Raw genomic sequence first — 18,723 nt, forward strand, 5'->3', positions numbered from 1 at the left:
CGACACAGTGGGCCACCGATTTCGGGATGGGTGCCGGTGCGTGTCTCGGGGACACCCGGCGCGATGCGCGTGTCCCGGCTCGGAACGCACCGTGTTCCGGACGGCTGGATCGGCCGGACGCACCGAACCGCCCTATGGCGGTGCGACCACCGTGGCCGAGTCCGTCCGGTGATCCGGCGCGGTGCGGCGCACCGGTACGTCTCGCGGTGCGCTCGTCACCGGAGCCGGATTCCGAACGGCATGCGGGGGAAGGTGAGCGGCCCGGGTGAACACGACGTGCGCGAACGCCGCCGGCTCGGTCGTCGGTCGACTCGTGCCGGCCCGCGTGCGCGATGCCGCGACGACGTGTCGGGATCACGAGTCACCGCCCGGAGGCGTGGCGGGTGCGGGCTCTGTCTGCGCGTGGGCGCCGAGTTTCGTTGCGGAGGCGAACAGTTCGGATTCGGCGCGGGTGCGGACCGTGACGACGGCGCCGCGGTAGCGGGCCAGCGCGGGCAGCACGAGCAGGCCGTCGTCGAGCGTCCGCACCAGCCGGAGACGCTCCAGCATGGTGAGGACCTCCCGGGTGAGCCCGGGGACGTCGGCCTGCCACTGCGCGGCGAAGGTGGACCCGTAGCGGTGGGTGAGGGCCTGCACGGTCTCGCGGATCCAGTCGAACTCGACGACCGGATGTTCGGGCACCTCCGGCTCGTCCGCGGGCGGCTCCGAAACCTCCTCCGCGGCCTCATATTCGGAGTCGATGACCATCGGCGCGAAGACGGTCGACTCCGGGATGGCGGCGTCGAGCCGATCGGCCAGCGCGGCACCGGGTTCGGGCAGGCGGCGGCGCGGCAGCGGATGGTCGATGTCGAGCACCCGGTCCGCGATCTCGCCGATGAGCAGCAGCGCCACCTGGGCGAGGGTGCCGGTGCCGGGGAAGCGCATATCGGAGAACCGGCCCGAGACGTCGATCAGCGCGACCCCTTCGGCCCGCCGCTCGGCCCGCAACCCGGTGAGCAGCTCGACCTCGGCGACCACTTTCTCGGAGCCGAGCAGGGCGCGTTCGTCGTCGGGCAGCTGCTCGGCGTACACCACCGGCAGCTCGACCAGGGCGCGGCGCACCCGGCTCGCGGCCGCCGTCCGGGTGCGCCGCGCCGAACCCGGTGCGGCGCCGTCGGACTCGTCGGCCAGCAGCCCGCGCACACTGTGCAGGTGCTGGAGCACGCGGGGCGGCCGGAAGATCGCGAACACCACCGAGCGGTCGATGTCGTAGAGCGCCTCGCCGGCCTCCGGGTCGGCGGCCCAGCCGCCGGCGTCACCGTCGGCGAGGGCCACTGCCCCGCGCGCGGCGAGCCACGCGATCGCGTCCACGAACGCGTCCCGGTCCGCCGCGCGATCGGTGGACAGCTCCAGGCCCTCGACCCGGGTCGTGTACGACGCGACCTGATCGGCCAGCTCGGACAGCGTGATCTGGTCTCCCGCCCGGCCCAGCGCGGCGAGCGCGAGGGCGAGATAGGCGTATCGGCGCCGGTCGAAGACGCGGTCGGCGGGGGTGCGGGCGGGGCGGTCGGCGTCCAGGCGGTCCAGCACGGGGAACAGGCGGGCCGTCGTCTCGGTGACCTCCAGCCGGTAGCCGAACAGCTCCGCCAGATCCTCGCGCAGTTCGGTGGCCCACCGCCGGATCAGCGGCAGCGCGATGCGATCGGGGAAGCCGCGGGTCACCAGGTGGTTGGCCAGGATCACCCGGGCGGCGCGCTGATAGCTGTCCAGCGCGAGCGGGTCGATGCCGCGCGCGTGCATCACGACCGACCGGACTCGGTTGCGGCGCGGGTGTTCTCGCGCACCTCCAGGCGCCGGTTGTTCAGGTGCAGCAGGCCGTGCGCCGTGCGGACGACGGTCGAACCGGCGTGCTCGCGGACCGTCAGCGTGACCCCGCTGTCGGTACCGGTCGTACCGCCCACCCGGCCGCGCACCGGGACCCAGGCCGTGGACGCCGCATCGAGCAGGCGCAGCAGCACCTCGGTCTCCCGGTCGTCGAGTGCGCGCTCGTAGACGTCGGCGGAGGCCAACCCTCGGGCGGCGTCGGCGCGGGCGCGCTGCGCGTCCAGCTGTTCCTGGCGCAAACGCCGGACACCGGCGTCGTTGCGCTGGATCCGCGACGGCGCCCCGGGCGAGGGCGGGCGGCCGGTCTCGGCCAGGGTCCGGGCGATCTCCAGCGGCGGTGCGTCCCACCAGGATCGGATCGCCGGCACCACATCGGCGTCGGGATGCTCCATGGCCAGGTGCCGCGGCCGGCCGAGCCCGAATACGGCGTCGAACAGCGCGTGCGCGCTCTCGGCGGTGGGCGCGGCGGTGAACCAGCCGGCCAGGTGCCGCAGCGCCGATTCGCGGCTCACCCCGCCCTTGCGGGTCTCGGTGACCCGGCGCAGCAGCGACAGCACGGCCGCGATGGCGCTCATCGTGGCCTCCCGCAGCCGCTCGGCCTCCGTGACCGGATTGCCGTCGCCCGCACCGGCATCCGCGGTGGTGGCGACGAACCAGCCGCGCAGGCCCTGCCAGCGGGCCCGCCAGTCGGCCTCCCGCTCGGGCAGGCTCAGCAGCACCCGCTCGTCGCAGGCGCCGGCGCGGGCGATCAGCTCGTCGACCCCGGTGTCCTCGACCTCCGCGATGGCGGCCGTCAGCCGCGGCGCGAACCGGGCCAGATCCATACTGAACTCGCGCATGTGCGCCAGCAGCGCATCCTTGTGGGCGAGAAACGATTCCGGCGTCGCCTCGGTGGTGCGGACCAGATCGCCCAGGGTCAGGTAGAAGTGCGCGGCCCGGTCGGCCAGTTCCGACAGCGCGGTGTCGAGCCGATTGAGGATGCGGTACACCCGCTCCGCGTCGCCGGTGCGGTTCGCGCGCGCGAGCGCGTCGAGATCCGACAGCAGCTCCGGCAGCACCAGCCGGGACAGCGACGCCTCGTCCAGCCGCACGCCGAGGACGTCCGCGACCGCGCGGTAGGCCTGGTAGCCGGCGCGGGAGAACTGATAGACGAAGTGCCGGTTGCGGTATTCGGCGAGGGTGGCCGCGCGGCTGCCGTCGTAGCTGCGCTCCAGCACGCCCCACCGGTGCAGCTGCTCGAGCAGCGGCCCCACCTCGGCTGCGGTGAGCCGGGGCGCCTCGGGGAACCGGGCCAGGGTCTCGGACACGTCGTTGGCGTGCAGTAACACCACGTAGGCGGCGCGCGCGTGATCGAACGCCCGCAGCACCCACAGATATTCGCCGCGCTTCTCGGCGGTGGCGAACGAGAACAGCCGCAGCCGCTCGCCGGCCTCGGATCCCTCGATCGGGACCGGGTCGGCGGAGCCGCCGATACCGACCGGAGCGAACACGGTACGGCCGCGGTCGACGGTCGCGCTGTCGAACAGGGCCGTCGGCGCGGCGGCGGCGTCGGGCAATTCTTCAGCGGACTCGGTCACCGGCACGAGAGTAGTACCGGGATGCGACAAGCCGACGCGGTGCCCGGTCTCGGCGCGCCGCGGTGTCGTGCGCGGGGGCGCGCCCGAGTGCCGCGGTGCCCTCGCCGACCCCGTGAACTGCGGTGCGGGCGACGAACACTCGTGTTCCTCGGGAGGCCGGGGCACGCCGGTTCAGCCGGCGAGCGAGCGCAACCGGTCGAGATAGGTGTGGGTGCGGGGCTCGCCGGGGAAGCGTTCGATCATCTCCCGGGCCGCCTCGCCCGCGATCCACAGCAGCGAGGGCAGCGAACGCCGCCGCCCGTCGAAGGCGCGCATGCCCTCGTCGACGGCCCGCTCCAGTTCACGCGCCCGCACCGCGACCACCGCCAGCGTCAGCTGGGCCTCCGAGACGCGCATCGGCTTGCGCAGCGTGCCGTCGGGTCCGGTGGAGTTGCGGATCACCTGGTGGGCATAGGTTTCCGCGAGCCGGTCGTCGCCGGCGACCCGGCAGCAATCCATGGCGTAGAAGTCGAACTTCTGCGGATCCACCACGAAGTGATGGTCCAGATTGGTCGGATGGTCCATTCGCTCGAGGATCGCCCGGCCCCGCTGCAGCGACGCCTCCATCCGCGCGCGGTCGCCCAGGCGGGCATGCGCCTTGGCCTGCTGGGCGGCGAGCTGGACGCCGACGCCGAGCTGCTGGGCGGTTGCCAGCGCGGTGTCGGCGGATTCGATCGCGCCGCGGTAGTTGCCCTGCGTCAGGGCGAACCAAGCGGCCATTTCGGCTCCCCAGCCGATGATTTCGCCGTGTTCGGCCTCTCGCCCCAGCGACATCGCGGCCCGCCGGGTGGCCTCGGCCGCGGTCCGCCAGCCCAGGTCGTAGTCGACGCAGCCGACCAGCAGGGCCACCCAGCCCGCCAGCACCAGCACCTCCCGGTGCTGCGCGAGTGTGAGCCGACCGTCCAGTAGGGAGGTGATGCGGCGCAGCCACGAGGTGCCCTCGGCGTGCAGTTCGTGCGGGTCGGTGTAGGGGTACTCGCTGCACAGGCGCTCGGCGGTGATGTGAATGGCATCCAGTGTCGCGGACGAGACGTCGGACATCCGCAGCCGGCCGATGAACTCGAGGGTGTCCATGCCCGTCGAGGACAGCAGCTCGTCGTCGCGGTTGGGCCGGGCCTTGGGGAAGAACGCCGCGGTGACCGTGTCGAAGGCGGCCGCGATGATCGGGGCGTAGAAATCGTCCGGCCGCGACTCGCCGGATTCCCAACGGCGCCAGTTACGCAGCAGAGTATTGTCCGTCGGCAGGTTGTGCGAGGACTTGGCGCGCATGGCGCGCACGGCTTCGGCCTGTGACCACCCCCTGGCATCTCGTTCGGAGCGCATCCTGACAGCCCAGACGGGTCGATCGTCACCAGCGGTCACGTATGTAGTATCCCACCAGTTAACGATCGGTGGCCCGAATAGGGCATCCAGATGTCACCGGATTGACATCTGCAATTGCATTTGCGAATGTCGCATCCTCGTAGTGGGCGGTTTGCCGGCCCGGTGCCGACCGATCGGTTTCGGCATCAAGCAGTACCGAAGACGCAGTACCGACAAGAGAACAGCGAATCCCAGTCCACATCCAAACGGAGGTTCGGGTGGAAGCGTTGATCTATGGATACGTGCGTGACGACCTTGCCGATGGCGACGGCGACGAGCTCGAGGATGCGATGTGCGTGCTCGCCGCCAGCGAGGGGCTCTGCTTCGCCGCCACGTTCCATGAATCGACCCAGGGTGACGGCGCCGCGTTCGCGGAGTTGACGGCCGAACTCAAGCGTGCCGAGGCCCACCACGTGGTGGTGCCGTCGCTCGAACACTTTGCCGGCCAGACGATCCCGCGCGAGTTGCTGATCGCGAAGCTGGCGGAGGAGGCGGAGGCGCAGGTGTGGACCATGGAGTGCTGACCCCGCCGCCCGGACCAGGGAAGTAGTCCCGCATCGCGAACGTCCTACATCGAGTACGGAGCGACGGCGTTGGGCAAGGCCCGCTGACCGGGCAGCCGGCCTTCGTCGTTGCCCGGTTCGGCCGCGCCGGAAATCCGTTCGGCCGGACCACAAATCCGCTCGGCGGACCACAAACCCGCTCGGCCCGACCGGAAATCGCTCGGCCGTGCCGGAAGACACCGTGGCCGCTGCCGATTCCCCGCCGGCTTCGCTCAGAGGCTGAAGCCGCCCGGGCCCCGGCGGCGCAGATATTTCTCGAACTCCGCGGCGATGGCGTCGCCGTCGATCTTGGCCATCGCCTCGTTGAGATCGACGGCCGCGTCGCCGCGCTCCTCCAGCGAGCGCACGTACTCGCTGACCTCCTCGTCACCCGCGGTCATCTCGTCGACGGCCGCCTCCCAGTCCTCGGCCTGGGCGGGCAGCTCGCCGAGCGGGACCTCGATGTCGAGCACCTCCTCGACGCGGTGCAGCAGCGAGATGGTGGCCTTCGGATTCGGCGGTTGCGAGACGTAGTGCGGGACGGCGGCCCAGAACGACACGGCCGGAACGCCCGCGCGCACGCAGGCGTCCTGCAGGACGCCGGTGATACCGGTCGGGCCCTCGTAGCGGGTCTGCTCGAGGTCGAACCGCTCGGCCGCCTCCTTGCTGTAGGCGGTGCCGGTGACGGGGACGGGACGGGTGTGCGGGGTGTCGGCGAGCAGGGCACCGAGAATGACCACCGTAGAGACGCGCAACTGCTCGGTGAGTTCCAGGATGTCGCGGCAGAAACTGCGCCAGCGCATATTCGGCTCGATACCGTGCAGCAGCACGATGTCGCGGGTGCTGCCCGGCGGTGAGCACACCGACAGCGTGGTCGACGGCCACTGGATCTCCCGGGTGACACCGTCGACCTGGCGTACGGTCGGCCGGTTCACCTGGTAGTCGTAGTAGTCCTCGGAGTCCAGCTCGGCGAGCGGTTCGGCGTCCCAGATCAGTTCCAGATGCTCGACGGCGCCGCTGGCGGCGTCGGCCGCGTCGTTCCAGCCCTCGAAGGCGGCGACGAGCACCGGGTCGCGGAGCGTCGGCAGTTCCGGATCGGGTGATGCACTGGGGTTCACTCGGTCAGCCTACGGCGTGGGGGCCGTATCGTTCACGGCATATGCGCCAACGCGCGTGTCGGCGGGCCGGTGTGGCACCGATGCTCCCCGTCCGTTGGGAGACCGTCCGCCGAGAAAATTGTGAAACGTATCCAGGTCGATTGGTGGTGGGTTTGCCCGTGCCGCGGGCTTGTCCTCCCACCAGCGCAGACGCGGGATGCCCACGGCCCGCCGGGCGCGGATATAGTGATGTGGGACCGGTCACCGAGGCGCTGCCGTGGCGGTCCTTCGACTAGAACTGTCCGGTCGTCCCACTACTCTGGACGACATGTCTGTCTCAGCTGGCGCCGAATTCGATACCACTTTGTTCGACACACTCGCCCGCCGGGTCGTGGTCGGTGACGGCGGAATGGGCACCATGCTGCAGGCCGCGAACCTCACCCTGGACGACTTCCGCGGCCTGGAAGGGTGCAACGAAATCCTGAACGAGACCCGGCCGGACGTGCTGCGGCACATCCACCGGGCGTACTTCGAGGCCGGGGCCGATGCCGTCGAGACCAATACGTTCGGCTGCAACCTGCCGAACCTGGCCGACTACGACATCGCCGACCGGATCCGGGACCTGTCCGAACAGGGCACCCGGCTGGCCCGCGAGGTGGCCGACGAGATGGGGCCGTCGGCCGACGGCGCGCCCCGCTACGTGCTGGGGTCGATGGGACCGGGGACGAAGCTGCCGACGCTCGGCCACGCCCCGTTCGCCGCGCTGCGTGATGCCTACACCGAGGCGGCGCTGGGCATGCTCGACGGCGGCGCCGACGCGATCCTGGTGGAGACCTGCCAGGACCTGCTGCAGGTGAAGGCCGCGGTCACGGGCAGCCGGCGGGCGATGGCGAAGGCCGGCCGCCGGATTCCGATCATCAACCACGTCACCGTGGAGACCACCGGAACCATGCTGGTGGGCAGCGAGATCGGGGCGGCGCTGACGGCGGTCGAACCGCTCGGCGTCGACATGATCGGCCTCAACTGCGCCACCGGGCCGGACGAGATGAGCGAGCATCTGCGCCACCTGTCCAAGCACGCGCGGGTGCCGGTGTCGGTGATGCCGAACGCGGGCCTGCCGGTGCTGGGCGCCAACGGTGCGGAATATCCGCTGACCCCGGAGGAACTGGCGATCGCGTTGCGCGGCTTCGTGACCGAGTTCGGGCTGGCGCTGGTCGGCGGCTGCTGCGGGACCACGCCCGAGCACATCCGGCAGGTCGCCGAGGCGGTGTCCGAGGTGTCGCCGACCCGGCGCGAGCCGCAGCCGGAGCCGAGCGTGTCGTCGATGTACACGGCGGTGCCGTTCGAGCAGGACGCCTCGGTGCTGATGATCGGCGAGCGCACGAATGCCAACGGCTCCAAGGCCTTCCGCGAGGCGATGCTGGCCGCCGACTGGCAGAAGTGCCTGGACATCGCCAAGGACCAGACCCGCGACGGCGCGCACATGCTGGACCTGTGCGTCGACTACGTGGGCCGCGACGGCACCGCCGACATGTCCGAGCTGGCGAGCCGGCTGGCGACGGCGTCGACCTTGCCGATCATGCTGGACTCCACCGAAACCGCCGTGCTGCAGGCGGGTCTGGAGCACCTCGGCGGCCGCTGCGCGATCAACTCGGTGAACTACGAGGACGGCGACGGTCCGGACTCGCGCTTCCAGCAGACGATGCGGCTGGTGGCCGAGCACGGCGCGGCGGTGGTGGCGCTGACCATCGACGAAGAGGGCCAGGCGCGCACGGCGGAGAAGAAGGTCGAGATCGCCGAGCGGTTGATCGCCGACATCACCGGCAACTGGGGTCTGCGCGAGAGCGACATCATCATCGACTGCCTGACCTTCACGCTGGGCACCGGGCAGGAGGAGTCGCGCCGCGACGGCATCGAAACCATCGAGGGCATCCGGGAACTGAAGCGCCGACATCCGGACGTGCAGACCACGCTCGGCCTGTCGAATATCTCCTTCGGCCTGAATCCGGCGGCGCGGCAGGTGCTGAACTCGGTGTTCATGCACGAATGCGTGCAGGCCGGACTGGATTCGGCGATCGTGCACGCATCGAAGATCCTGCCGATGTCGCGCATCGCCGACGATCAGCGCGAGACGGCGCTGGATCTGGTCTACGACCGCCGCGGCGACGACTACGACCCGCTGCAGAAGCTGATGACGATGTTCGAGGGCGTGTCGACGGCGTCGTCGCGGGAGTCGCGGGCGGAGGAACTGGCCGCGCTGCCGCTGTTCGAGCGGCTGGAGCGCCGCATCGTCGACGGTGAGAAGGCCGGGATGGACGCCGATCTGGACGCGGCGATGGCCGAGGTGCCGCCGCTGCAGATCATCAACGAGACGCTGCTGGCCGGCATGAAGACCGTGGGCGAGCTGTTCGGGTCCGGGCAGATGCAGCTGCCGTTCGTGCTGCAGTCCGCCGAGGTGATGAAGTCGGCCGTGGCGCATCTGGAGCCGCACATGGAGGCCACCGACGATGCGGGCAAGGGCCGGATCGTGCTGGCCACGGTGAAGGGCGACGTGCACGACATCGGCAAGAACCTGGTCGACATCATCCTGTCCAACAACGGATACGAGGTGGTGAACCTCGGCATCAAGCAGCCGATCTCGGCGATCATCGACAGTGCGGTGGACAAGAAGGCCGACGTGATCGGCATGTCCGGGCTGCTGGTGAAGTCGACGGTGGTGATGAAGGAGAACCTCGAGGAGATGAACACCCGGGGTCTGGCCGAGTACCCGGTGCTCCTCGGCGGCGCCGCGCTGACCCGCTCGTACGTGGAGAACGACCTGACCGAGGTGTACCAGGGCGACGTGCACTACGCCCGCGACGCCTTCGAGGGCCTGCGGCTGATGGACGACATCATGACCCGCAAGCGCGGCGGCGACGTGGAGGACGACAGCCCCGAGGCGATCGCGGAGCGGGAGAAGGCCGCCGAACGCAAGGCGCGGCACGAACGTTCGAAGCGGATCGCCGCCGAGCGCAAGGCCGAGGAGGCGCCCGTCGAGATACCCGAACGCTCCGACGTGGCCGCCGATCTGCCGGTCGCGGTGCCGCCGTTCTGGGGCAGCCGGGTGGTGAAGGGTCTTGCGGTGGCCGAGTATTCGGGCCTGCTCGACGAGCGCGCGCTGTTCCTGGGGCAGTGGGGCCTGCGCGGGCAGCGCGGCGGCGACGGGCCCAGCTACGAGGAACTGGTGGAGAGCGACGGGCGGCCGCGGCTGCGCTACTGGCTGGACCGGCTGTCCACCGAGGGCGTGCTGCAACATGCCGCGGTGGTCTACGGCTACTTCCCGGCCGTGTCGGAGGGTGACGATGTCGTCGTGCTCACCGAGCCGGAGCCCGGTGCGCCGGAACGGTTCCGCTTCACCTTCCCGCGCCAGCAGCGCGGCCGCTTCCTGTGCATCGCCGACTTCATCCGGTCCCGCGAGTTCGCGGCGCAGACGGGACAGGTCGACGTGCTGCCGTTCCAGCTGGTGACCATGGGACAGCCGATCGCCGACTTCGCCGACCAGCTGTTCGCGCAGGACAACTACCGCGACTACCTCGAGGTGCACGGCATCGGTGTGCAGCTGACCGAGGCGCTGGCCGAGTACTGGCACCGCCGCATCCGCGAGGAGCTTGTGCTGGAAGGACATTCGGTATCCGAGGAGGATCCCGCCGACGTGCAGGAGTACTTCAAGCTCGGCTACCGCGGCGCCCGCTTCTCGTTCGGCTACGGGGCCTGCCCCGACCTGGAGGACCGTGCGAAACTGGTGTCGCTGTTGGAGTCCGAGCGCATCGGGGTGACGCTGTCGGAGGAGTTGCAGCTGCATCCGGAGCAGTCGACCGATGCCTTCGTCCTGTTGCATTCGGAAGCGAAATACTTCAACGCGTAGACTTTTCGAGGTTTCCGGGCTGCCCGCGCAGAGTGGCAGGGTGGCCCGGCACATGAGCGGACGGGCTCGGTGGTGGCAGCGGGGCGTCACCATGCCGGGCCCGCTCGTGGTCCGGTAGCGACACGGTCGCGCGCGGGGCCCCGCTCATGGCGCGATGGGACACCGTCATGAGCGGTCCGGCCCGGAGGCGGTAGCGGAGCGTCACCACGCAGGGCCCCGCTGATGGCGCGATGGATACTGCGTGCGGGCACTAAGGGGTACAACACCATGACGTCAGACCGGCTCATCGCGGGACGATACCGGCTGGGCGATCCGATCGGGACGGGAGCGATGGGCGTCGTCTGGCGCGCCACCGACGTACGGCTGCGACGCACGGTGGCGGTCAAACAGCTGCTGCTGGCGCCCGGTTTGACGCGGTCGCAGGCGCTCGAGGCCAAGATGCGGGCGATGCGGGAGGGCCGGATCGCCGCCCGGCTGCATCATCAGAACGCGGTCACGGTCTTCGACGTCGCGGAGGAGGACGGCCAGCCGTGGCTGGTCATGGAGTTCGTCGACGCGCAGAGCCTGGCCGCGCTGATGCGGGAGAAGGGGCCGCTGGACCCGCGGGAGGTGGCGCGGATCGGGACCAAGGTGGCCGCCGCGCTGACCGCCGCGCACGACGCGGGGATCGTGCACCGGGACGTGAAACCGGCGAATATCCTGGTGGCCGACAACGGCACCGTGAAGATCACCGACTTCGGCATCTCCCGGGCCGTCGGCGACGTCACCGTCACCTCCACCGGATTCCTCGCCGGCACCCCGGCGTATCTGTCGCCCGAACTGGCCCGCGGCGAGGATCCGGAGCCGGCGTCGGACGTGTTCGCGCTCGGTTCGACGCTGTACGCCGCGGTGGAGGGCAAGCCGCCGTTCGGCGAGGGCGACAATCCACTGGCGGTGCTGCATTCGGTGGCGCGGGCGCAGGTCCCGCCGCCGCGGCGGGCCGCGACGCTGGCCCCGGTGCTGAGCCAGCTGCTGTCCGCCGACGCCGGGATCCGGCCGACGATGCGGGAGGCGCAGGAGTCGCTCGCGGCGGTGGCGGAGGGCCGCTCGGCGCCCGAACCCAAGTCGGCGACCAAGGTGCTGCCCAAGCCCGGAGCCCCGGTGGAGGCCGCCGCGGCGACGGCGGTTCTCGGCGCCGCCGCGGACAACTCGGACGATCCGACCGTGCACGTGCCGACGGACCCGCCGGCGCCCGCCCGCGCGGACACCACGCTCGCGGGTCCGCCTGCGCCGCAACGGAAACCAGCCGCCGGCCGGCGGAACCGGCGCGTCCTGGTGCTGGCGGCGGCCGGTGCGGGGGTGGTGATCGTGATCGCCGGTCTGGTGGCCGCGCTCAACGGCGGCGGCGACGGCGGGAATGTCGCCGGCGGCGATTCGTCCCAGGTGAGCGCCGGGCCGTCGGCGGCGGCCGTACCGCCGCCGGCGCGGAGCGAGCAGCCGGGGAGCGCGGCCACGACGACGAGCGCGAGCCCGTCCGCGTCGTCCACGCCCGCCTCCAGCACGCCCCCGCGCCCGGCCGATGCGCCCGGGTTCGTCTCCAGCTACTACGGCATGCTGCCCGGCAATATCGGCGGCGCGTGGTCGATGCTCTCGCCCGAGTACCAGGCGCAGACCGGTGGGTACGATTCGTACATGCGGTTCTGGGGCGGATTCAGCGCGGTGCGCGTGTCGGACGTGGTGCAGAACGGCGACACCACCACCGCGACCGTGACCTACGTCCACCGGAACGGCGGCTCGGAATCGGAGCGGCGCTGGTTCCGCGTCGCCCCGAGCGGGGGAGGTCTCGTCATCACGGATTCGCAGCGAGGATGACGGGCCGGAACGGCGGTTCGGCGGGTCTCGCGGCCGTGCTGTGGGATATGGACGGCACCCTGCTGGACTCGGAGAAGCTCTGGGATGTCGGCATGCGGGAACTGTCGGTCGAGCTGGGCGGCGAGATGACCGATGCGACGCGGCGCCGGCTGATCGGGGCGTCGGCTCCCGACGCGCTGCGGATCGTGTTCGCCGGTCTCGGCCTGGACCCGGATCCGGCGGCCATGGCCGAGGCGGGGGAGCGGCTGCATCGCCGGGTGGCCGGCCTGATGGCCGGTCCGCTGCCCTGGCGTCCGGGCGCCGAAGAGGCACTGGCGACGGTGCGGGACGCGGGACTGCGCACCGGGCTGGTCACCAACACCACCCGCACGGTCACCGAGTCGTGCCTGGACCGGCTGGGGCGCGACAGTTTCGACATCACCGTCTGTGGCGACGAGGTGGTCCGGGGCAAACCGGCCCCCGACCCGTACCGGCGGGGCGCCGAGCTGCTCGGTGTGCGGCCGGAACAGTGTGTGGCCGTGGAGGATTCGCCGACCGGATCGGAGGCCGCCGCGGCGGCCGGGTGTGCGGTGCTGGTGGTGCCGTGCGAGGTTCCGGTGCCGGAGCGGCCCGGCCTCGTCTTCCGCGACACGCTGGTAGGGCTGACCTCCGACGAACTGTTCGCGGTGCACCGCGCCGTCCGGCCGTAGGCATCACGACCGTTCGGTCTCTTGGCGGTGATCCGCCGCGGCGACGATCGTGTGGCCGATTCGTGCCGAGACCCGGTCGATGGGCCCGGACACGACGGTTCGCGGGAACCTTCCGGACGGCAGTAGCGGAGAGTGTCCCGGGGTGTTGCGGAGTGCCCGCGGACCGGTGGCGTCCTGTCCGAACGAAGGCCGACCGAAGATTGTGCACGGGAATAGCTGTGGCGCACAGCGTTACTCGCCGGTTTGTGAGGTTTACCAGTGATCTTGGTGAATCTCGGGCGTGTTATACCTCGGCAGTACAGAATGGCTGCATGACTTCGACCGGGGAGTGGGCCGATGGACGGGCGAGGGCCGGCGCCGGCTCCGAAACGGCAGGGGCACAGGGCGATCGGGAGGCATTGCCGCGAGCCGTGGATACCGAGCGGTATCCCTTGGATCGGCCCGGCGGCGCCGACTGGAATCGCGTGGTGGACAGGGCGAGAGCGGACCTGGCCGCCGACGGATGTTGTGTCCTACCGGGATTCATCCGCGCGGAGCTGCTGGATACGCTGCGCGCCGAGGGGGATGCGCTGGCCCCGCACGCCTACTACACGGTCGAGAAGGTCAACGCCTACAATATCCCGCTGGATGCCGACCTGCCGTCCGGTCATCCGGGCACCATCGTGCTCGAGCGCGGAAACGCCTTCGTCGCACGCGATCTCATTCCGGCCGACGCGCTGATCGAGGTGCTCTACACCAGCCCGGGCTTCCAGCGCTTCCTCGCCGACTGCTTCGGCCTCGCCGAACTGCACGAATTCGCCGATCCGCTGGCCGGACTGACCCTGAACGTCGTGGCGCCGGGGATGTCGCACCCGTGGCATTTCGATACCAACGCCTTCACCGTCTCGATGCTCACCCGCGCCGCGCAGGCCGGCGGGGTGTTCGAATACTGCCCCGGCATCCGGACCCCGGAGGAAGAGAACCTCGGGGACGTGCGCGCGGTGCTGACCGGCCGGGGCGACGGGCTGATCCGCCGGCTGGAGCTGCGCCCCGGCGATCTCCAGCTGTTCCAGGGCCGGTTCTCGCTGCACCGGGTGTCTCCGGTGGAGGGCACCGCGCAGCGGCACTCGGCGATCTTCGCCTACACCGAGCAGACCGGTGTCGTAGGCAACGTCGAACGCACCCGGCAGCTGTTCGGCCGGGTACTGGACGACCATCTCATCGCGGCGGGCAATACGGTCCGCGGCGACCGACTACTCGACTGAGAGGACGTGCCCGTGCCGGTTTCGTTGCACAGCACCGGAAAAGCGTCGTTCGACGACATCTACGATCGCCCCGATCCCTCCGCGTACTACGACCGGATGGCGGAACTGGACTATTGCATTCCGGAGCTGGCGAAACCGCATTTCGAAAGGGTCATCGCGGACTACCGGACCGCCGTGGGCACGGCACCGACGGTGCTGGACATCGGCTGCTCCTACGGGGTGAACGCCGCGGTGCTGCGGCTGGACACCACGGTCACCGAGCTGGCCGAACACTACCGCGGCGGTGATACCGGCACCTGTGCCGCGCGCGACCGGGCGCGGCTGGCGGCCGCCGATCCGCGGCCGGAGGTCCGGTTCATCGGCACCGACTCGGCCGGTCCGGCGCTGTCCTACGCGCGGGCCGCGGGCCTGGTGCAGGACATCGTGCACGCCGATCTGGAGACCTCGGCCCCCACAGAACCGCAGCGCCGGATACTGGCGTCCGCGGATCTGGTGATCTCCACCGGCTGCGTCGGCTACGTTACCGAGCGCACGTTGCTGCGCGTGGCACGGGCGCACGGTGCCCGGCTGCCGTGGATGGCACACTTCGTGCTGCGGATGTTCGACTTCGAGCCGATCGCGGCGGAGCTGACGGAACTCGGGTACCGGATAGAGCGCATACCCGGCACCCACCGCCAGCGCCGCTTCGCCTCCGAGGCCGAGCAGACCCAGGTGCTGAACACCCTGTCCGCCAACGGGATCGATGCGACCGGCCTGGAGGCCGACGGGTGGCTGCACGCCGAGCTGTATCTCTGCCTGCCCGACGACGACCGACCGACCACAGACGAGGACCGCCCGTGACCGACCGCACCTTCGCCTTCGACGACCAGCTGCCGCGCGTGCCGCTGCCCACCCTGGAGGACAGCTGTGCGCGATTCCTGGAATGGAGCGCGCCGCTGCTGACCGAGGACGAACGCGCCGAGACCGAGCGCACCGTCGCCGATCTGCTCCGGGAAGACGGCCCGGCCCGCATCCTGCACGCCGACCTGCAGCGGTTCGACGCGGAACCGGGCGTGCGCAGCTGGCTCGACGAGTTCTGGCCGGCCCGCTACCTGGGCCGGCGCGACCGAATCGCGTTGAACGCCAACTTCTTCTTCCTGTTCCGCGACGACACCCCGCTCGCCCGCTCGACGTCCGGCCGGCAGGCCGAGCGCGCGGCCGCGATCATCACCGCCGCGGTGAACTACAAGCTGCTGCTCGACGCCGAGGAGATCCCGCCGGCGACGCAGCGCGGGCAGCACCTGTCGATGGCGCAGAACAAGTCCCTGTTCTCCGAGACCAGGATTCCCGGCGACCCACAGGACACGGTCCGGGTGCCCTACAGCGACGAGTGGCCGGGGCCCTCGCGGGCACGCCACATCGTGGTCTTCTTCCGCGGCACCATGTTCCGGATGGACGTGATCGGCGCGGGCGGCGCCCCGCACAGCCAGGAGGATCTCGTCGACGGGTTGCAGTCGGTGCTGAAGGCCGATACCGGCCGGGCCGCGACCGGCACCGCCGCGGGCCATCTGACCACCCTCGCGCGGGCCGAATGGGCCACCGTGCGCGCCGGGCTGCGCGCGGAACCGGTGAACGCCGCCGCCCTCGACACCATCGAGACCGCGCTGTTCTGTGTCTGCCTGGAGGATTTCGCCCCGCACGACGCCCAGCACGCCTGCGATCAGCTGCTGCACGGCGACAGCGGCAACCGCTGGTTCGACAAGGCGGTGTCGTTCGTCGTCTTCGGCGACGGCAGCGCGGGTATCAATGTCGAGCACTGCGGCCTGGACGGCACCACCATCCTGTCTTTCGTGGACGCGCTGCTGGCGACGCCGGTCGCCGACCATGCCGAGCGGTCCGGGGCGCAGGCGCAGGGGTTGCCCGTGGTCGAGCCGATCGAGTTCGCGCTCGATGAGAAGCTGCGTGCCCGGATCACGGACGCGGCCACCGACTTCGCCCGGTTCGCCGCCGACAATGCCACGCGCATCGTCTCGTTCGAGGACTTCGGCGCCGATCGCGCCAAGTCGCTGGGCATGTCGCCGGACGCCTTCGCCCAGCTGAGTTACCAGCTCGCGCATCGGCGCAGCAAGGGGCTGATCGGCGCCACCTACGAGTCCATCGCCACCCGGCAGTTCCGCAACGGCCGCACCGAGGCGATGCGCGTGATCACTCCGCAGATGCTGGAATTCGTTGCGGCGATGGACGATCCGCGGGCCGACGCCGACGAGAAGCGGGCGCGGCTGCGCGCGGCCGCCGAGGCGCACGGGCAGCGCGCGAAGCAGTGCCAGCGCGGCGACGCCCCGGAACAGCACCTGTGGGAACTCCAGCTGATCCAGCGCCGGCGCGGCGAGCGGCTGGGCGCCACCGAGCCGATGCCGTTCTACGACAGCCCGGGCTGGCTCATCACCCGCGACGACTACCTGAGCACCAGCTCGGCGCCCTCGGCGAATATCGAGTACTTCGGTTTCGGGTGCACGAGCCCCAAGTGCATCGGCGTGGCGTACGTGCTGTTGCCCGACCGCTGGAACATCTACCTGGCCACCCCGACATCCGTGGCGGCGCAGATGCACGACTTCGCCGAGCAGCTGCGGATCGCGGTGCGCGAGCTGGCGGAGTTGTTGAGCAGTTAGGCCGGATGCCCGTTCATCCCGCGCCGACGCCGCGAGGCGGCGAGCCCGGCGGCGCTACCGCCGCCGGGCCCTCGGACCGATCAGCGCTGCCCGGGCCGCTGCGCCGCCTGGGGAGCCCTGTCGAAAAGCTCCTGCAGCATGGCCATGATCTCCCGGTGATGCCGCGCCTCGCTGCGTCGTAGGCTTTCGACGGCCATGAACGCCTGCTCTCCAGCGGCACGGGCCTTGGCGACCGGGTCTGCGGGCGTGACGTGGTTCGTCATGGTGCCTTTCGTGTCGGCGAAAGCGGTCGGCTACGGAGTGGACCCGGGTGCTCTGTCGAGGAGCGCCTGGAGCATAGTGGTCGTCGCGGTATGTCGCGCATCGCCTTCGCGCCTGATCTCGGCTACCGACCGTTCCAGGTTCTCTACCGACCGTTCCAGGTTCTCCAGAGACATGGTGTGTTTGGCCAAGACCGCCGTGTGCTCGGTCAGGGTCGCGGTGTGTTCGCGTTGTGTCCCTGTGATTTCCGTGAGTTCGGTGGTGTGCTGGGTGAGTACTGCCGTGTGGTGGTCCTGTGTCGACTTGATTTCCGTGAGTTCGGTGGTGTGCTGGGTGAGTACTGCCGTGTGGTGGTCCTGTGTCGACCTGATATCCGCGAGATCGACGGTGACGTTTCCAGCGAAGGACTCGAGTCCTCGCAGGCGGTTCTCGACCATGGCGTCGTTCATCTGCGTTCCCCCTTCTGGATGCCGGACAAAGGGATATCCCGCCCGGGTGCGGCCGACGGTAGCGGGGCGATAGGAGACTCGCCAAGTACGGCGAAGTTCCCGCACCCCTTCCGGCGTGCCGGAGTCTTCGCCGGGCACGGCGGAGTCCGCCACAGCGCTGTGACCGGTGAAAATGGATATCCGATGCGGCGCGGGACGGCTACCGTGAGCACTCGTGAACGACACGCACACGACGGTGTTCGCGTGGCGGCCGGTCGCCCCGGCCGACTTTCCGCTGCTCGCCACCTGGCTCGCGCAACCTCACGTGCGGCGCTGGTGGAACCACGAGTTCACGCCCGAGGCGGTCGAGCGCGACTTCGGTCCGGCGGCACGCGGTGCGGAACCGGGCGAGGACCTGCTCGTATACGCCGACGGCGAACCGTTCGGTCTGGTGCAGCGGTGCCGCCTGGCGGACTATCCGGAATATCTCGACGAGCTGTCGCCGCTGGTCGAGGTGCCGGCGGGCGCGGCCTCGCTCGATTACCTGGTGGGTGATCCGGACCGGGTCGGCCGCGGGCTGGGTTCGGCGATGCTGCGCGCGGTGGTGGCGGGAACGTGGGTCGAATATCCCGGCACCGGCTGTCTCCTCGTCCCGGTCGCCGCCGCGAATGTGGCGTCGTGGCGGGCGCTGGAGAAGGCCGGAATGCGCCGGATCGCCGAGGGCCACCTCACGCCGGACAATCCGGCCGACGACGGCAACCACTACGTCTACCGCATCGGCCGCCCGGGAGCCGGCACCTGACCGGGCCGGTCGCACGGCCGCCGCACCCTGCCGGGACGGGAACGCCCGATACTCGGTTGCGGGACGTGCGCGGGCATCTGAAAGAATGGCTCCCCGTGAAAACCTTCGAAACCCTGTTCGCCGAGCTGCAGAATCGTGCGGTCGACCGCCCCGAGGGGTCCGGGACCGTGGCGGCATTGGACGCGGGCGTGCATGCGCAGGGCAAGAAGGTGCTGGAGGAGGCCGGCGAGGTGTGGCTGGCCGCCGAACACGAGAGCGACGAGGCGCTGGCCGAGGAGATCTCGCAGCTGTTGTACTGGGTTCAGGTGCTGATGGTGGGCCGCGGGCTGCGGCTCGACGACGTGTACCGACATCTGTGACGGATTGCCCGCCGGATGCCCGGCGGGATACGCAACCCTCCGTCACGAGTCCCGGAA

At 70.5% G+C, this 18,723-nt stretch carries 15 protein-coding genes; 9 read left to right on the top strand and 6 right to left on the bottom strand.

Annotated elements, in window-relative coordinates; translation table 11 throughout:
• Positions 1 to 354: 354 nt before the first annotated feature.
• The 3 genes from D892_RS0129935 to D892_RS0129945 form a co-directional block, all read right to left on the bottom strand.
• A complete protein-coding gene (locus D892_RS0129935) occupies positions 355 to 1,779 on the bottom strand; it encodes a DUF2398 family protein (protein ID WP_024804772.1) in 1,425 nt (474 codons plus the stop codon).
• Complete coding sequence (locus D892_RS0129940) at positions 1,779 to 3,281, bottom strand: TIGR02677 family protein (protein WP_024804773.1); 1,503 nt, start codon at positions 3,279 to 3,281, stop codon at positions 1,779 to 1,781. Before D892_RS0129940 ends, D892_RS0129935 begins: the two co-directional genes overlap by 1 nt.
• A gap of 330 nt (positions 3,282 to 3,611) precedes the next feature.
• Positions 3,612 to 4,802 (bottom strand): XRE family transcriptional regulator, encoded by a 1,191-nt coding sequence (locus D892_RS0129945; protein ID WP_198037013.1) that lies wholly within the window; start codon positions 4,800 to 4,802, stop codon positions 3,612 to 3,614.
• A gap of 257 nt (positions 4,803 to 5,059) precedes the next feature.
• Here D892_RS0129945 and D892_RS0129950 point away from each other — a divergent pair, with 257 nt between their 5' ends.
• The gene (locus D892_RS0129950) at positions 5,060 to 5,365 is read left to right on the top strand and encodes a hypothetical protein (RefSeq protein WP_024804775.1); all 306 of its coding nucleotides are present in this window, start codon (positions 5,060 to 5,062) and stop codon (positions 5,363 to 5,365) included.
• Positions 5,366 to 5,616: 251 nt separating this feature from the next.
• On the opposite strand, the gene D892_RS0129960 is transcribed toward D892_RS0129950, so the two are convergent.
• The gene (locus tag D892_RS0129960) at positions 5,617 to 6,501 is read right to left on the bottom strand and encodes a PAC2 family protein (protein ID WP_024804776.1); all 885 of its coding nucleotides are present in this window, start codon (positions 6,499 to 6,501) and stop codon (positions 5,617 to 5,619) included.
• 307 nt (positions 6,502 to 6,808) lie between these two features.
• Between D892_RS0129960 and metH the strand changes: the two genes are divergently transcribed.
• The 6 genes from metH (at position 6,809) to D892_RS0129995 (ending at position 16,816) form a co-directional block, all read left to right on the top strand.
• Positions 6,809 to 10,384, top strand: coding sequence for a methionine synthase (metH, locus tag D892_RS0129965; protein WP_024804777.1), 3,576 nt, complete (start codon positions 6,809 to 6,811; stop codon positions 10,382 to 10,384).
• A 267-nt stretch (positions 10,385 to 10,651) separates the two neighbouring features.
• Entirely contained in the window at positions 10,652 to 12,235 is a 1,584-nt protein-coding gene (locus tag D892_RS0129970; protein ID WP_024804778.1) for a serine/threonine-protein kinase, read from the top strand.
• Positions 12,232 to 12,924 carry an HAD family phosphatase gene (locus D892_RS0129975; protein ID WP_024804779.1) on the top strand — a complete coding sequence of 231 codons (693 nt, stop codon included), beginning with the start codon at positions 12,232 to 12,234 and terminating at the stop codon, positions 12,922 to 12,924. The genes D892_RS0129970 and D892_RS0129975 overlap by 4 nt, the downstream gene beginning before the upstream one ends.
• Before the next feature lie 311 nt (positions 12,925 to 13,235).
• Entirely contained in the window at positions 13,236 to 14,168 is a 933-nt protein-coding gene (locus D892_RS0129985; RefSeq protein ID WP_232236203.1) for an arpA protein, read from the top strand.
• A gap of 12 nt (positions 14,169 to 14,180) precedes the next feature.
• Positions 14,181 to 15,008, top strand: coding sequence for a class I SAM-dependent methyltransferase (locus D892_RS0129990; RefSeq protein ID WP_024804781.1), 828 nt, complete (start codon positions 14,181 to 14,183; stop codon positions 15,006 to 15,008).
• Positions 15,005 to 16,816 (top strand): choline/carnitine O-acyltransferase, encoded by a 1,812-nt coding sequence (locus tag D892_RS0129995; RefSeq protein WP_024804782.1) that lies wholly within the window; start codon positions 15,005 to 15,007, stop codon positions 16,814 to 16,816. Before D892_RS0129990 ends, D892_RS0129995 begins: the two co-directional genes overlap by 4 nt.
• Positions 16,817 to 16,896: 80 nt before the next feature.
• Here the strand turns inward: D892_RS0129995 and D892_RS0130000 are convergent, their stop codons facing one another.
• Together D892_RS0130000 and D892_RS0130005 are read right to left on the bottom strand one after the other, a co-directional pair.
• Complete coding sequence (locus D892_RS0130000) at positions 16,897 to 17,079, bottom strand: hypothetical protein (RefSeq protein ID WP_024804783.1); 183 nt, start codon at positions 17,077 to 17,079, stop codon at positions 16,897 to 16,899.
• A gap of 30 nt (positions 17,080 to 17,109) precedes the next feature.
• Entirely contained in the window at positions 17,110 to 17,526 is a 417-nt protein-coding gene (locus D892_RS0130005; protein ID WP_024804784.1) for a hypothetical protein, read from the bottom strand.
• 214 nt (positions 17,527 to 17,740) lie between these two features.
• Here D892_RS0130005 and D892_RS0130010 point away from each other — a divergent pair, with 214 nt between their 5' ends.
• Positions 17,741 to 18,307, top strand: a complete 567-nt coding sequence (locus D892_RS0130010) for a GNAT family N-acetyltransferase (RefSeq protein ID WP_024804785.1) — start codon at positions 17,741 to 17,743, stop codon at positions 18,305 to 18,307.
• A 77-nt stretch (positions 18,308 to 18,384) separates the two neighbouring features.
• Complete coding sequence (locus D892_RS0130015) at positions 18,385 to 18,666, top strand: phosphoribosyl-ATP diphosphatase (RefSeq protein WP_198037182.1); 282 nt, start codon at positions 18,385 to 18,387, stop codon at positions 18,664 to 18,666.
• The last annotated feature ends 57 nt before the right edge of the window (positions 18,667 to 18,723 follow it).

This window comes from Nocardia sp. BMG51109, from assembly GCF_000526215.1.
GTDB lineage: Bacteria > Actinomycetota > Actinomycetes > Mycobacteriales > Mycobacteriaceae > Nocardia.